Source organism: Kineosphaera limosa NBRC 100340, from assembly GCF_000298215.1.
Classification (GTDB): Bacteria; Actinomycetota; Actinomycetes; order Actinomycetales; family Dermatophilaceae; genus Kineosphaera; species Kineosphaera limosa.
In genome coordinates, this window is sequence record NZ_BAHD01000045.1 from 41466 (window position 1) to 55876 (window position 14411).

At 71.4% G+C, this 14411-nt stretch carries 11 protein-coding genes; 2 read left to right on the forward strand and 9 right to left on the reverse strand.

Annotated features, from left to right (window positions below; genetic code table 11):
- Positions 1–83: 83 nt before the first annotated feature.
- The 4 genes from cydC to KILIM_RS13385 form a co-directional block, all read right to left on the reverse strand.
- The gene (gene cydC / locus KILIM_RS13370) at positions 84–1880 is read right to left on the reverse strand and encodes a thiol reductant ABC exporter subunit CydC (protein WP_006593239.1); all 1797 of its coding nucleotides are present in this window, start codon (positions 1878–1880) and stop codon (positions 84–86) included.
- A complete protein-coding gene (locus KILIM_RS13375) occupies positions 1877–3652 on the reverse strand; it encodes an ABC transporter ATP-binding protein/permease (protein ID WP_006593240.1) in 1776 nt (591 codons plus the stop codon). The genes cydC and KILIM_RS13375 overlap by 4 nt, the downstream gene beginning before the upstream one ends.
- A gap of 177 nt (positions 3653–3829) precedes the next feature.
- Entirely contained in the window at positions 3830–4897 is a 1068-nt protein-coding gene (gene cydB / locus KILIM_RS13380) for a cytochrome d ubiquinol oxidase subunit II (RefSeq protein ID WP_006593241.1), read from the reverse strand.
- An 18-nt stretch (positions 4898–4915) separates the two neighbouring features.
- Positions 4916–6358 (reverse strand): cytochrome ubiquinol oxidase subunit I, encoded by a 1443-nt coding sequence (locus KILIM_RS13385; protein WP_006593242.1) that lies wholly within the window; start codon positions 6356–6358, stop codon positions 4916–4918.
- Positions 6359–6578: 220 nt separating this feature from the next.
- Here KILIM_RS13385 and KILIM_RS13390 point away from each other — a divergent pair, with 220 nt between their 5' ends.
- Positions 6579–7244, forward strand: a complete 666-nt coding sequence (locus KILIM_RS13390; protein ID WP_006593243.1) for a class I SAM-dependent methyltransferase — start codon at positions 6579–6581, stop codon at positions 7242–7244.
- 174 nt (positions 7245–7418) lie between these two features.
- Complete coding sequence (locus KILIM_RS13395) at positions 7419–8870, forward strand: sodium/glutamate symporter (RefSeq protein ID WP_006593244.1); 1452 nt, start codon at positions 7419–7421, stop codon at positions 8868–8870.
- 126 nt (positions 8871–8996) lie between these two features.
- Here KILIM_RS13395 and KILIM_RS13400 read toward each other — a convergent pair whose 3' ends face one another.
- The 5 genes from KILIM_RS13400 to KILIM_RS13420 form a co-directional block, all read right to left on the reverse strand.
- Positions 8997–10199, reverse strand: a complete 1203-nt coding sequence (locus tag KILIM_RS13400) for a M20 metallopeptidase family protein (RefSeq protein WP_006593245.1) — start codon at positions 10197–10199, stop codon at positions 8997–8999.
- A gap of 28 nt (positions 10200–10227) precedes the next feature.
- Positions 10228–11199 (reverse strand): double zinc ribbon and FHA domain-containing protein, encoded by a 972-nt coding sequence (locus tag KILIM_RS13405; RefSeq protein ID WP_006593246.1) that lies wholly within the window; start codon positions 11197–11199, stop codon positions 10228–10230.
- A 2-nt stretch (positions 11200–11201) separates the two neighbouring features.
- Positions 11202–12479, reverse strand: a complete 1278-nt coding sequence (locus tag KILIM_RS13410; RefSeq protein WP_006593247.1) for a vWA domain-containing protein — start codon at positions 12477–12479, stop codon at positions 11202–11204.
- Entirely contained in the window at positions 12479–14101 is a 1623-nt protein-coding gene (locus tag KILIM_RS13415; RefSeq protein ID WP_006593248.1) for a PP2C family protein-serine/threonine phosphatase, read from the reverse strand. Before KILIM_RS13415 ends, KILIM_RS13410 begins: the two co-directional genes overlap by 1 nt.
- Positions 14098–14411 (reverse strand): tetratricopeptide repeat protein (locus KILIM_RS13420; RefSeq protein WP_006593249.1); only part of this gene is annotated, 314 nt, incomplete at its 5' end. The genes KILIM_RS13420 and KILIM_RS13415, both read right to left, overlap by 4 nt.

A 14411-nucleotide genomic window follows, 5' to 3' on the forward strand; every position in this document is an offset into this window, starting at 1 on the left:
CAGGCGCCCGGGCTGCTGTCCTGGTGAGATGCGCTCGTTCGAGCGCTGGTCAGCGCTTCGCGAGGGCGCCGGGGGGCGTCCGATTATCGGAGACGGAGTTCGCGGGCCCCGGGTAGCGTCTCCTCGCGGTGGCTCACCAAGGCCAGACTGCGACCGGAGGCGGCGCGGGCCAGGTCGGCGAGCACCGCTTGGGCGGTCGGGTGGTCCAGGTGCGCGACCGGCTCGTCCAGCAGCACCAACGGCCGACCGGAGAGGACCGCGCGGGCGATGCCCAGCCGAGCCCGTTCGCCGCCGGAGACGCCTTGACGGGTTGCACCCAGGGGCGTATCGAGGCCGTCGGGCAGGCCTCCCAGCCACTGGGCCAGGCCTGCCGTGCCGATGGCCGCGACGATCTGTTCGTCGGTTGCGGCGGGGGCGGCGAGCCGCAGGTTCTCGCGCAGGGTGGAGGCGAAGATGTGCACCTCGTCGTCGACCACCGCGATCTGCGCTCGGGTGTGCTCCAGCGGCTGGGCCAGCGCGTCGCTGCCCGCCAGGTCGTAGCGGCCGGAGTCTGGGTCCAGCTGGCGGGCGAGCACCGCCAGGAGCGTCGATTTACCGGAGCCGTTCGCTCCGGTGATCGTCACGGCCTCACCCGGTCTCAGGGTCAGATCGACCGCGGCGAGCGCGGGGCGCTGCGCCGCCCAACGTGCCGTGACGTCGTGCAGGTCGACCGCCACGCCCGAGCCTGGAGCGTCGGTCCCGATGTCGCCCGCGCTCTCGCTCTCGCTCTCGCTCTCGCCCGCGTTGTCGTTCTCGCTCTGGGTGTCGGCCATCGTGATGGCGCGGGGGGCCGGGTCGACCTCGGCCGCATCCACCGGCGCCTGCGCCGCTTGGGCGACGGCGGGCTCCTGCTCGAGCAGGGTGTGCAGGCGCCGGCTGGCAGCCTGAGCCCGGGCCAAGGCCCCGACCGCGTCGGGCACGACGCCCACGACATCGGCCAGCGCGACGGGCACCAGCACGATCATCGCGGCGATCGGCGTGGGCATCCCGTCCGCCACCCAGGGCGCCACGACGAAGCACACCGCCGCCGTCGCCGCGATCGTCAGCAGCGGCGTCAGCGCGACACCGACCGCCCGGCCCCGACCCTGGGCCGCCAGCGCCCGCGTCAACTGCTGCTGCGCCTGCGCCAGACGGGCCAGCACGAACGACGCGCCGCCGACCGCGGCGATATCCCGGGGCCGCGTCGCCACAAGCGTCGACCAGCGCGTCACCTGCGCCCGGGCCGCCACGATCCGTGCCTGGGCGCGCGCCTCCAACCACCAGCCGAGCACCCCGACGAGCAGGCAGGCCAGCACGAGCGCGAGCACGATGAGCGCCGCCGGCACCAGAACCAGCGACACGAGCAAGGCCGCCAACAGACCCGCCCCGACCATCGAGACCAGCGGCACGATGACCCGCACCTGCGCGAACGCCAGATCGTCGAGGTCGTCGACGACGCCCGCGAGCACGTCCGCGCGGCCGCGTCGCCCCAACCGTGCCGGGGTGAGCGGGATGAGCGCGCGATACACGGCCTCCCGCTGCCGCGCCAGATAGCCCAGCGCCGCGTCGTGCGAGCGCAGCCGCTCGGCGTAGCGCAACGCAGGCCGCGCCATCCCGAACGCCCGGACCAGCACGATGGCCGCCAGCAGCGTGAGGATCTGCGGCTGAAAGCTCGCCGCCACGATGAGCCAACCCGACGTCGCCGTCAACGCGACCCCGCTGAGCAGAGCGAACGTGCCGAGCAGCGACGCCCCACGCACCCCGGGAACAAGCGCATTCCACCGCGCGATCTCGGCGGGGCTCGGGAGCGCCTGGTCGGCGGGCCCGCCCGGCGTGGTGTTGGGCGCGGCAGCGGCGGTCATCGCCGGCCTCCCGTCGGTAGGCCGGCGTCGCGGCGATCGTCGGCGGTTCCGTCGTCGGGTCCGGTGCCTTCGGTGCCTTCGGTGGTGGGGCCGGCTACCGGAATCTCGACGATCTGGTCCGCCAGCGCGACGAGGCCGTGGCGGTGGCTGATCGCGACCACGAGGCGGGTGCGGGCCAGCTCGGTCAGGAGGCCGTGCACGCGGGCCTCCGCGTCGGGGTCCAGGTGCGCGGTGGGCTCGTCGAGCAACAGCACCGGGGCGTCCTCCAGCAGGGCGCCGGCGAGAGCGAGTCGCGACCGCTGGCCCGCCGAGAGGCCGAAGCCGTCGTCGCCGAGCAGCGTGTCCAGACCGTCAGGAAGGGCCTCGCCGTCCCGCTCGGAGTCAGCCGCATGGGCGCCCCCAGCCGCACCCAGGAGGTAACCGAGCCCGACCCGATCCAGGGCGGCGGCCAGGTGCTCGTCGCCCGGCGGCCCCTCTGGTCGCGCGCCGGCTCGCGCCAGCAGGTTGTCGCGCAGGGTGCAGGCGATGAGAAATGGCGTTTGGGCGACCAGGTGCGCGCGTCCGGGCACGTGCACCCGACCGGCGGTGGGGCTGCGCAGTCCGGCGAGCACCTCGAGCAGCGTGGTCTTTCCGGCCCCGCTGGGCCCGGTGAGCACCACCAGTCCGCTGCCTTCCAACGAGCCGAGTTGGGTACTCAGGCCGTCGAGCACCAGCGGCAACGCCGGGTCGTAGCTGTAGCTCACGCCCTGCACCCACGCCTGCCGATCGGTCGGGTCAGCCGGTTGACCGGCCGCCCGATCGCTCTCCGGCACGCGGTGCGCAGCGCCCGTCGGCCGCTCCAGCTCGTCGGCGATCTGGGCCAGAGCGACCGCGCCGTCGGCCGCGGAGTGAAACTCGGCGCCGACCCGGCGGATCGGCCAATACGCCTCCGGCGCCAGCAGGATCAGCGGCAACGCGACCGACAGCGCCATCGAGCCGGCGGCCAGGTGAATCCCGACCCACACCGCGACGATCGCCACCGAGATCGTGGCGAACAACTCCAGCGCCGCCGAACTGAGGAACGCGAGCCGCAGCGTGCGCACGGTCGCCGCGCGGTGCTGCTCGCTGACCTCGCGCACGACCCCGGCGTGCCGCCGCGCCCGACCGTAGGAGACGAGCACCGGCAGCCCGCGCATGACGTCGAGAAAGTGCCCAGAGAGGGCCGCGAGGGTGCGCCACCTCCGGTTGGTCGCGCTCGCCGTCGAGGAGCCGATGAGCGCCGCGAACAGCGGCAGCAGCGGCACCGTCAGCACCGGGATCAGCGCGGTCCAGATGTCGAGGGTGGCCATGGCCACGATGGCCGCCACGGGCAGGAAGGCCGCCGCGACCAGCGTCGGCAGGTACCGGGCGACATACGGCTCCACGCTCGTCGCGCCCGCCGTGAGCAGCGTCGTCGCCTCCTGGGCCGACGGCGCCTCCTCGGCTCGCCGGGTCAGCAGCGCCGCGCTCAGCCGGGCCCGCAACCCTCCGGAGACGACCGCTCCCGCGTGCGTCGCCACCGCCTCCGTCGCAGCCAGCGCCGCGCCCCGCACCCCGAAGGCCACCGCGGCCCACAACAGCGCCGCCAGCAGGTCCCGGCCGTCCGGCTGCGCGATCGCCAGCACGACCCCGGCGATCGCGAACGCCTGGCCGATGGCTGCCAGCCCGGCGACCACCCCCAATACGAGCAGCGCCACCAGCGGCCCTCGCGCCGCCGGCACCAGCCGCAGCACGCGCGGGTCGAACGGTCGCATGACACCTCCTGCTCGTGTTGGGCGCCGATCGCAGCGCGATAGCGCGTCCGGCGAGATCAGCGAATCACGACCGCGAATCCCGCTGACATGCCGCCGCCCTCGGCTCCACCTCACTGCCGATTCGGCAGCCTCCCGGTGGATCCGAGGGCGACGGTCCCGCAATCTAGGCGGCCGGCACTACTTGTGGCTGGCCTCGAGCTGCGCACTCGGCAGGTGCCGGGTGCCGATACGCTTGCGGAACACCCAGTACGTCCAGCCCTGGTAGGCCAGCACGATCGGGGTGAACAGCAGGGCCGCGCCCGTCATGATCTGCAGCGTCAGCGTGCTGCTGGCCGCGTTCACCGCGGTCAGGTTGTACGCCGGGTCGATGCTGCTGGGCATCACGTCGGGGAAGAGCGCAGCGAACAGCGCGGCGACGGCCACCGCGATCGTGACGAAGGTGCCCGTGAAGGCCCAACCCTCCCGGCCGACGCGCACCGCGAGCAGGCCGCCGACCAGCGCCACCGCCGCGAGCACCGAGAGCACCCACGAGAGCACGCTGCCGGTGTTGATATTCGTCCACACGAGGAAGGCGACGGCTAGCACCGCGGTGACCAGCCCGGACTTCCACGCGAACGCCCGAGCGTCCTGCCGCAGCTCACCCTCGGTCTTCAGCGCGATGTACATCGCCCCGTGCGTGAGGAACAGGCCCAGCGTCGTCAGGCCACCGAGCAGCCCGATCGGGCCCAGCAGCGTGAACAGGGTGCCGGTGTACTCGACATAAGGCGCCTCGTTGCCGGCGACGATCGGCTCCAGCGGAACGCCGTTGACGATATTGGCGAAGGCCACGCCCCACAGCAACGCCGGCACGAACGAACCGATGATGATCGCCAGATCCCAGCGCGCCTTCCACTGCGGCTCGTCGCGCTTGTGCCGATACTCAAAGCCCAGGTTGCGCACGATGAGCGCCAGGAGAATGAGGAGCAGCGGCAGGTAGAAGCCGGAGAACAGCGTCGCGTACCAGTGCGGGAAGGCCGCGAAGGTCGCGCCGCCGGCGGTCAACACCCACACCTCGTTGCCGTCCCACACCGGGCCGATGGTGTTGAGCATGACCCGCCGCCGTTTGTCGGCTTCTTCCGGCGATTTGCCGCCGGTCTTGTCGAGAATCGGCAACAGCATGCCGACGCCGAAGTCGAAGCCCTCGAGGACGAAATAGCCGATCCACAGGACGGCGATGAGGACGAACCAGATGGTGGTCAGTTCCATGACGATTCCCCTTTCGCCTCAGTAGGAGTAGACGAGGGTGGCGTCCTCGTCCCGGTCGGTGTGGTCGGGGTCGGGCTCGGCCTCGGCGCCCCGGCGGATGTACCGCAGGAACAGCTTGACCTCGATGACGGCCGCCACCGCGTACACCAGGGTGAAGAGCACGAGCGACGTCGCGACCGTCCACATCGGCACCGCCGGCGAGACACCGTTCGCGGTGGTCATGAGGCCGAAGACGACCCACGGCTGGCGGCCGACCTCGGTGAAGATCCAGCCGAAGCTGTTGGCGGCGATCGGCAGCAGCGGCGCCGCCACGATCATCCAGTGCCACCACCGGGCCTTCATCGCCCCGGAGCCATCGCCGGCCTTGCGGCGGGTCGCCCACAGCGCGAGCAAAGCGGTCGCCATCGACGCGAAGCCCGCGCCGATCATGAGCCGGAAGGTCCAGTACGTCGTCGGGATGTTCGGCGTGTAGTTCGTGACCGCGTCACTCGTTCGCGGGTCGCCCGAGTACTGCGCCTGGTACTCCTTGCGCAGGTCGTCGATGCCCTTGATCTCGGCGTCGAAGCTGCCCTTACCCAAGTAGGAGAGCAAGCCAGGGATCTGGATGAGGTGCACGGCCTCCGTGCCGTCGAGGTTGCCGACGCTCAAGACCGAGAACGGCGCGTGCGTCGAGGTCTCGTAGTGCGCCTCGGCGGCCGCCATCTTCATCGGCTGCACATCGGTCATGATCTTGCCCTGAATGTCGCCGGAGACGATGACCCCAAGAGACGCGACCAACGTCATGATCGCGCCGACGCGCACCGCCTTGCGGTACGTCGGCGTCAGGTCGGTCAGGCGGGTCCGAACGTGCCACAGCGAGACCGCCATGACCATCGCGCCACCGGTCATGTAGGCGGCGAAAATGACGTGCGGGAAGGTCACGAGCTGCACCGGGTTGGTCAGCACGGCGACGAAGTCGGTCAACTCAGCGCGCCCGGTCTCCGGATTGAACCGGTAGCCGACCGGATGCTGCATGAACGAGTTGGCGGCCAGGATGAAGTAGGCCGAGAGCACCGTGCCGATGTGCACGAGCCACATCGTGCTGGCGTGCAGCTTCTCCGGCAGTTTGCCCCAGCCGAAGAGCCACAACCCCAAGAATGTGGACTCCAGGAAGAACGCGAGCAGCGCCTCGAACGCCAGTGGCGCGCCGAAGATGTCGCCGACGAAGCGGGAGTAGTCCGACCAGTTCATGCCGAACTGGAACTCCTGCACGATGCCGGTGGCCAGGCCGAGCGCGAAGTTGATGACGAAGAGCTTCCCAAAGAACTTCGTCATCTTGTACAGATGCGGATTGTGCGTGCGCACGTATGCGGTGTGGTAGCCGGCGACGACCGCCGACAGTCCGATCGTCACGGGCACGAACCAGAAGTGATAGACGGTCGTGATGGCGAACTGCCACCGCGCCAGATCCAGGGCGTCCATGCAACCCCCTCCTCGGTGGACGACAACGATGCCGTCGGCGACCAGGCGTCGGCGGACCGGCGGGCGAAGCTCGCCCACCTCGCTCCCAAGGATCGGCATCAATAGGGCCTTGACCTGGGACATTGGTCCCACGCCACGATCGGGGACCCACCAGCTGGATTGCTGGCCGCAGGTGCGCCAGACTCGCAGGAACGGCCAAAACGCCGACAGGAGAAACGAAATGGATGTGACCACCTGGGATGAGCGCTACTCCGGGGAAGACCTGGTGTGGCCCAAATCACCCAACAAGTGGGTGGTGCACGAGCTGGAGGGGCGTGTCCCCGGCCGAGCGCTGGACCTGGGCACGGGGGAGGGACGCAACGCCATCTGGCTTGCAGAGCAAGGGTGGTCGGTGACTGCGGTGGACTTCTCCGCCAAGGCCCTGCAGCGGGCCCGGCGGCGCGCGACCCAGGTCGGGAAGGAACACGGCGCCCCGCTCGACATCACGTGGGTGCAGGCCGACCTGTTCGCCTACGAGGCCCCGGCCGGGACCTACGACCTCGTCGTCGCGACCTACGTGCACCTGGTCGACTACGAGCGACGCGAGTTGCTGCGCAATTGCGTGCGGGCCCTGGCGGCCGGCGGGATCGTGCTCATCGTCGGGCACGATTCGACTAATCTCGCCGAGGGTGTCGGCGGCCCGCAGGACGCCTCCGTGCTGTTCACCGGCGCCGACATCGAGGCCGACCTGCAGGACTACCTGGGCTCCGGGGCGCTCATCCTCGACCGCTCCGGACGGGTGGCCCGCGAGGTCGACGCCGATGAGGGCGTGGAGATCGCCTGGGACGTGCTCTTCCGGGCCCACCGCCGGGATGCCTCGACGAGCGGGTTCAGTTTCGGCGGGTGACCCTGCCGCCCGGCGGGCGCCCCCGCGATCTCGGTGGGTGCCGACCGGTCGATGGTCGAGTTCAAATGGTGCCGTGGTGGCGGCGCAATGGGTGCATCGACCGAATCGGGGCGAGCCGATTGCCTGGGAGTCTTCGGGGATCGTCGGCTCCCCCGGCTCGAAAGGAGCCCCCTCATGAGTCCCCAGCAAGTCGGCTTCGCGCTGCTGATCCTGGGTTGTTTCTTGCTTCTCGGCAAGTTCATCCGCGTCAAGAGCGGCGTCGTGCAGCGCCTGTTCCTGCCGAGCTCCATCATCGCCGGCACGCTCATGTTGCTCCTCGGGCCAGATGTCCTGGGTCGTATCGCCGGAGCGATGGGCATGGAGGGCTGGGAAGAGACCGGCCTGTTCACCGAGTCGATGCTGACCACCTGGTCGGCCTTGCCGGGCCTGCTCATCAGCGTCGTCTTCGCGACCCTCTTCCTCGGCCAGGAGATCCCCACCCCGAAGCGGGCCGTCACGCTCGTCGGTCCGCAGCTATCGCTCGGTGTCGTCTTCGGCGCCGGGCAGTACGTCGTGGGCCTGCTGTTGGCGATCTTCATCCTCGTGCCGCTGTTCGCGATGACCCCGATGGCCGGAGCGCTCATCGAGATCGGCTTCGAGGGCGGGCACGGCACCGCGGCCGGCATGCGCGGCTCGCTGGAGTCGCTCGGCTTCGAGTCCGGCGCCGACCTGGCGCTCGGTCTGGCGACCGTCGGCATCGTCAGCGGAGTCATCCTCGGCATCATCTTCATCAACTGGGGTGTGCGCCGCGGCCACACCGAGTTCCTCAGCGGCGACGCCAAGATGTCCGTGGACGAGCAGAAGGGGCTGTTCGCTCGCGAGGAGGACTACCCGGCCGGTCAGATGACCAGCCGCCCCTCCTCGGTCGACACCTTCTCGCTGCACGTCGGCTTCGTGGCCCTGTCGATCCTCATCGGTTGGCTCATGCTCTCGTTCTTCCAGTGGATCGAGCAGATGACCTACGCCGAGACCTTCGAGCTGTTCGAGCACGTGCCGCTGTTCCCGCTCGCGCTGTTGGGCGGCGTCATCGTGCAGGTCGCCATGGTCAAGATGGGCATCGACCACCTCATCGACCACGAGATCATGCTGCGCATCCAGGGTCTGGCGCTGGACTTCCTCATCGTGGCGGCGCTGGCGACGCTCTCGCTGACGGCGATCGGCGACAACCTCGGCCCGTTCGTCATCCTGGCCGTGGCCGGCATCGTCTTCAACTGCGGTGTCTTCCTCCTGCTGGCGCCGCGCATCATCCCGCGGTACTGGTTCGAGCGCGGCATCGGTGACTTCGGTCAGTCGATGGGCGTTACCGCGACCGGGCTCATCCTCATGCGCATCGCCGACCCCGACGCCAAGTCCCCGGCGTTCGAGGCGTTCGGGTACAAGCAGCTGGTGTTCGAGCCGTTCTTCGGTGGTGGCTTGGTGACCGCGGCGGCCGTGCCGTTGATCTACACGTTCGGGCCCTGGCCGCTGCTCATCGCGATGACCGTCGTCTTCCTCATCGCCCTGCTCTCCGGGCTGTTCTACTTCGGTCGACGCCTGGACCAGGCCGCCGAAGACGAACGCGAGGTGGAGAATCAAACGACAGCCTGACCTCGCGCCGATGGTCGCGCCCCGCCCCAGGCTGGGCCACCTCGCGCCGATGGTCGCGCTCCCTGCCGACGGTCGCGGTTGCAACCGCGCCACTGGGCAGGGAGCGCGACGGTCGGCGGCGGGCCGTCAGCGGGTGAGACGGCTTAGGGCGAGTCCGGCGTAGAGGGCGGCGCCATCGGCCAGCACGGAGTCGTCGAACGTGGCCCGCGGCGAGTGGTTGGTGTCTGCGGTTGCGGGATCGACACCGGGCGGCACCGCGGACAGGCCGACGAACGAGCCGGGCACCTGCTCCAGCACGTACGAGAAGTCCTCGGCTCCGCTGAGCGGGTCGACCCAGCGCACGTGGCGATCGTCGCCGAACAGCTCGCGGGCGACACTGGCGGCGAACTCGGTCTCGCCGTCCTCGTTGACCGTCACGGGGTAGCCGACGTCGATCAGCACTTCGGCGGTGGCGCCGTGGGCCTGGGCGACGCCCGTGGCGACCCGTTCGATGACCTCGCGCAGCCTGGCGCGGTGCTCGTCGGAGAAGCTGCGCATCGTCGCCTCGAGGCGGGCGTCGTCGGGGATGATGTTCGACTTCGTGCCGGCGCGCATCACCCCGAAGGTCACGACCACCGGGTCGAAGACGCTGAACTGTCTGGTCAGGGCGACGTTGGTGGCCAGGATGATCTCCGCGGCGATCGGCACCGGGTCGAGGGCGTGGACGGGTGCCGAGCCGTGCCCACCGCGGCCGTGGACCGTGATGACCGCCTCGTCGACTGCGGCGAGCATCGGGCCGGGCTTGGTGATGAACACCCCGCCGGGGTCGTTGGCGGCGAACACGTGCATGCCGTAAGCGGCCTCGACCCGCGGGCCGGCAGCGTCGAGCACGCCTTCTTCGACCATGATCTCGCCGCCATGGAAGCCCTCTTCGCCGGGCTGGAACATGAAGACGACATCGCCGGGCAGTTCGTCGCGCCGGGCGTGCAGCAGTTTCGCGGCGCCGACGAGCATCGCGGTGTGCAAGTCGTGCCCACAGGCGTGCATGACGCCGTCGATCTGGGAGCTGTAGTCGACTCCCGTGAGCTCCTGCACCGGCAGCGCGTCCATGTCGGCGCGCAGCAGGACGGCCCGAGGGGTGGCCGCGTCGCGCCGCCCGCCGCGCAGCACCGCCGTGACCGAGGTCAGACGTTCGCCCGTGCTGACCTCGAGACCGAGTGGCTCCAGCGCCGCCAGCACCCGCTCCTGCGTCCGGGGCAGGTCGAGCCCGATCTCGGGATGCCGGTGCAGATCCCGCCGAAAGTCGACCAGTTCGTCGTGAATGTCGTGCGCGTCGTCAACAAGTCCCATCCCCGCACACTAGGCGCGGTCGGCGGATTTAGGTGCGGTCCGAGGATGAAGCGCGGTCGGACGGGGTGGCGGGCCGTACCACCAGGCGGGTCCACGCGCCTACGTAGATGCGGTCGTCCGCATCGACCTCGACCTTGGAGGTGATCGGGTCCTCGGGCAGGGAGCCGGAGGCCGGGCCGACGTAGGTGCCGTTTGCGGAGTCCAGGTCTTCGACCCACCAGCGGCGGCCGTCCGTGGTCAGCAGGGCCTGACGGCGGCTGACGCCGGTGTCGCTGCCGGCGTCTATCTCGGGGCGGATGTTTCGGCTCGCCGACGGGCGGCCCACCAGGGCGCCGTCGCGAAGCGGCACGATCTCCGGGACGCCCGGCGACGGGCACGGCTCGGGGCTCGATTGCCCCGCGTACCAGTCGGGGTCGATCCAGATCTCGACGACCCACTCCTTCGCGCTCGTGCGCGACGGGGGTCGGTAGGCCATCCGCTTGGAGGCGGTGGACAGGCTTGGCGCGTCGATGCCGGAGTGCTCGGCTGCGCTCGGCTCGGCGACACCTCGCGGGGCGGCGGCGCTCGACCCGGCGTCGTCGGCGGCCTCGCCGGACTCAGCCTCGCCGGACTCGGCCTCGCCGGACTCGGCCTCGCCGGACTCGGGCTCAGCGGCCTCGGCCTCGGCCTCGGCCTCAGCGGGCGTCGGGGCGGCGGGTGGCCCGCCGATGAAGGTGCCGTCGGTCAGGGCCACCGGGCGCGGCATGACGCCGGTTGTGAAGTCGTAGCCGCAGGCCTCGCAGAACAGGGCGTCGGCGGGACTCGAACCGCCGCAGTTCGGGCAGGTCTGCGGTGGGGCGGCGTCAGCCTTCGACGCCGCCGATTTGGGCGCGCCCGCCAGGGGTTCGGGGGCTGGCGGCGGTGCCGGGGTCGACTCCGGGGAACTCACCGCGACCATCGGACTGCCGCAGACATCGCAGTAGTCGGTCGCTGCCGACTGGTGACCCTGCGGGCAGCGCATGCTCACTTGCGCACCCGGATCGTCTTCGTCGAGGCCGTGTCGAGCGCCATCTCGTCCAGCTTGTCGACGTCCCGGCGCAGGCGGATGCTGCCGGTCGCCGCGTCGTCGATGTCGACGACCCGCCGCAGCCGGTTGGTCGCGCCGTCGTCGCCGGTCTGCGCCGCCAACTGCACGGCCCGCCCCAGCCTGTCGGTGGCCGTGGTGTCGTCGCCGACGGCCTTGGCGGCCAGCCCCTGCTGGATCGCGGAGGCCAACTCGGTCTGCCCCGTGTAGTGCGCGACCTCCGGGTTGATCCGCGCGGTCAACGAGTCGTCGCCGGACCACTTGGCCTTGACCAGCCCCTGCGCCACGACCTCCTCGCCGACGGCCAGCTGCACCCGCGCCGCCAACTGCTCGGCGCCGACTGCCTTGGCGGGTAGCCGCACCGCGATGTGGAAGTCGCGGGACTCATCGCCCCACGAGCCCGTCGGATACGCCCCGGTCAGCGGGTTGACCTGCTGCCGCCGGTTCGTCATGTCCTCCAGCGTCGGCGCGACCTGCCGCACGAACAACACCTCCGCGCCCTGCGGCGCCCAGACCCGCAGCGACGCTTGGGCGACCCCGCGACCCATCGCGGTGCGCATCAGGCTCTCGAACTCCATCGCCATGTCTTCGCGCCGCGGGATGAGGTCGACCGTGCCCATGAGGGCTTGCGCGATGCGGCGCACCTCGTCGACCTGCCACGCCGCGCCCAGTCCGCGGCAGTCGGCCTGGAAGCGGCCGCGGACCGTCGCGATCGCCTGCGACAACTGCTCCGGAGTCTCGTGCTGGTTCTCCCCGTCGGTCAGCAGGATGACGTGTCGCTGGGTCAGGGAGGGCACCGTGTCGAACAGCTGCGCGGCCGCCAGCAACCACGTGCCCATCGCGGTGCCGCCGTCGGCGTACAGCCGGTTCAGCGATGCCTTGGCCGCGGCCCGCGTCGAGGCGTCCATGCGCACCATCGCGGCGGAGTAGCCATCGGGGAAACACAGCCGCGCCTGGTGGTTGCCGGCGATGACGGCGAACCACACGCCGTCGAGGATCTGGTCCAGCGCCGCCGACGCCGCGTACCGGGCAGCCGCCACCCCGGCGTCCTCCATGGAGCCGGAGGTGTCGACGACGATGATCTCGCCCGCGTCACCGGTACCGCTCTGCCCCGCCCCGCCGGCGCCGCTGCACGTGATCGTCACGATCGCGTGCACGTCGGTGCCGCCCTCGGGCAGAAACTCGTTCTGGTACACCGCCGCAGAGAACTCGGCCATCAGTGCGCCTCCCTCGGGTCGCTCGGTCGGGTGCCGTCGGTGCCCCCGTCGTCGAGCCCATCGCGGGCGGCACTCTGGCTGCCATCTTCACCCGCGGCGGCACCCACGGCCTCCCCGGCTCCCGACTCGGCTTCGGCCGCGCCGGCTCCATCAGCTGGGTCGGCACCCGTGGGCGGGTCGATGCGGGCGAGGGCGACCGTGATGTTGTCGCGTCCGCCTTGGGCGTTGGCCCACTCCACCAGCAGCCGGGCGAGCGCGAGCGGCGGCGTCGGCTGCGCCAGCCGCCGCGCCAGCTGGCGGGTCACCGAGGCGAGAGCCCGCGGGGTAGGCGCGTAGTTCCACAGCCCGTCGGTGCACAACATCAGCCAGCCGGGCTCGCGCAACTGCAGGGTCGTCTTGCGGGGAGTGGGGTCGGGCGCCTCCGGGCCGATCCAGCGGGTGATCGTGTGGGCGCCCGGGCCGCGTTCGGCGACCTCTCTGGGCACGCCCTGGTCGACCTGCTCCTCGACCCAGGAGTCGTCGCGGGTCAGCAGCAGCGGCTCGCGGCCGTCATCGGGTAGCCAGTACGCGCGGGAGTCGCCGACCGAGCCGACGACCGCGAGGTCGTCCTCGATGACGGCTGCCACGAGCGTGCACGCCGGATCGGACATGTGCGGGATGCCGGTCTCCGTGAAGTCCTCCTCCTGCGCCGGCCCGTCCGCCACGTCGATGACGGCGTCCATCGCGGCGTCCACGGCGGCGTCCAGGCGTCCCGCCATCGCCCCCGCCTGCGAGGAGGCGACTCCCGCCAGGCCGCGGGAGCGGGAGGTGGTCAGCACCGACAGGGCGGCCTGCGCGGCGGCCAGGCTGGCGCGGGCCGAGCGGGTGGCCGTGCTCACCCCGTCGCAAGCGACGATCGCGGCCCGCCGCGGGGCCCGATTCTCGCCCGGAGCCGGCGGGTCGGCGTACAGCGCCAGCGCGTCTTCGTTCGTCACGTGTCGGATGCCGCGGTCGCAGACACCGGCGACCCAGGTCAGCGGGTTCGGCTTGGCGGTGGAGCGCAGCGGGTCGTCCAGCACCGGAGGTGCGTTGCCGGCGGGCGGGGCGAACTGCACCGTCGTGTCCGTCGACTCGGCCGAGTCGGTACCGACCGCACGGCTCTGCGGCGGCACTTCGTCCGGCGCGATCGTCTGCCCCACCTGAGGGGACGTCGGGGTCTCCGGCAGGCTCGGCGCACACAGCTCGAAATGGTGCCGCGGGTCGGGGCGACGCCCCCCGCAGCGGTCGCAGTAGCCGTCCGGGCCGTAGTGCCCGCCGCACTCCAAGCAGCGCGCCGCCGGGGCCGCCGGAGGGGGGGACTGCTTTGGCTGCGCGGCTGGGGCGGGCCGACCGAGCACGAGCATCCCGTCCGCAGACTCCGGCATCGTCGGCGGCGGAGGAGTGAGCGGACGGGGCTCGGGCACCGGCAACTCCTGCGTCGGCGCCGCGCCCGCCCCCTGGTCCGCCGCCGCGTCCGTGCTGCCAGCGCCGGCCGCCGCGGGCGTGCCTGCCGCCACGGGGGCGCCGCCCGCAGCGTCGTCCTGCCCGCTGGAGTCCGCGTCGGACTCCCGAATCGTCGGCAAGGGTTGGGTGGGGTCACTCATAGCAGGCTCCAAGGGCGCACAGCGTTGGCCTTGTCGACGAGTCGCGCCCGCTCGTCGGGGTCCGGGGTCAGGGCGGCGAGGCCGCGGTAGGCGTCTTCGAGGGCGACGCGCAGGTCGCGGGGAGTCGCGCGGATGCCGGCGATCGTGGCGTCGCGCGGCGCCGGATTGGCGCCGAAGTGGCTCAGCGCCTGTTCGAGCACTCGCACCCGGAAGGCCGCCCGCTGGCTGGGGCCGGCGTCCAGGCGGTCGCCGTCGCGCAGGGCCCGGTCGAAGTCGGCGTGTCCGGCGCCGGCGTGCACCGACAGCTCGG

Bases quoted from the DNA above. Each gene is read 5' to 3' on its own strand.
- KILIM_RS13410 (WP_006593247.1), bottom strand. From the start codon at position 12,479: ATGGCCGAGTTCTCTGCGGCGGTGTACCAGAACGAGTTTCTGCCCGAG.
- KILIM_RS13400 (WP_006593245.1), bottom strand. From the start codon at position 10,199: ATGGGACTTGTTGACGACGCGCACGACATTCACGACGAACTGGTCGAC.
- KILIM_RS13375 (WP_006593240.1), bottom strand. From the start codon at position 3,652: ATGCGACCGTTCGACCCGCGCGTGCTGCGGCTGGTGCCGGCGGCGCGA.
- KILIM_RS13405 (WP_006593246.1), bottom strand. From the start codon at position 11,199: ATGCGCTGCCCGCAGGGTCACCAGTCGGCAGCGACCGACTACTGCGAT.
- KILIM_RS13390 (WP_006593243.1), top strand. From the start codon at position 6,579: ATGGATGTGACCACCTGGGATGAGCGCTACTCCGGGGAAGACCTGGTG.
- KILIM_RS13385 (WP_006593242.1), bottom strand. From the start codon at position 6,358: ATGGACGCCCTGGATCTGGCGCGGTGGCAGTTCGCCATCACGACCGTC.
- KILIM_RS13395 (WP_006593244.1), top strand. From the start codon at position 7,419: ATGAGTCCCCAGCAAGTCGGCTTCGCGCTGCTGATCCTGGGTTGTTTC.
- cydC (WP_006593239.1), bottom strand. From the start codon at position 1,880: ATGACCGCCGCTGCCGCGCCCAACACCACGCCGGGCGGGCCCGCCGAC.
- KILIM_RS13415 (WP_006593248.1), bottom strand. From the start codon at position 14,101: ATGAGTGACCCCACCCAACCCTTGCCGACGATTCGGGAGTCCGACGCG.
- cydB (WP_006593241.1), bottom strand. From the start codon at position 4,897: ATGGAACTGACCACCATCTGGTTCGTCCTCATCGCCGTCCTGTGGATC.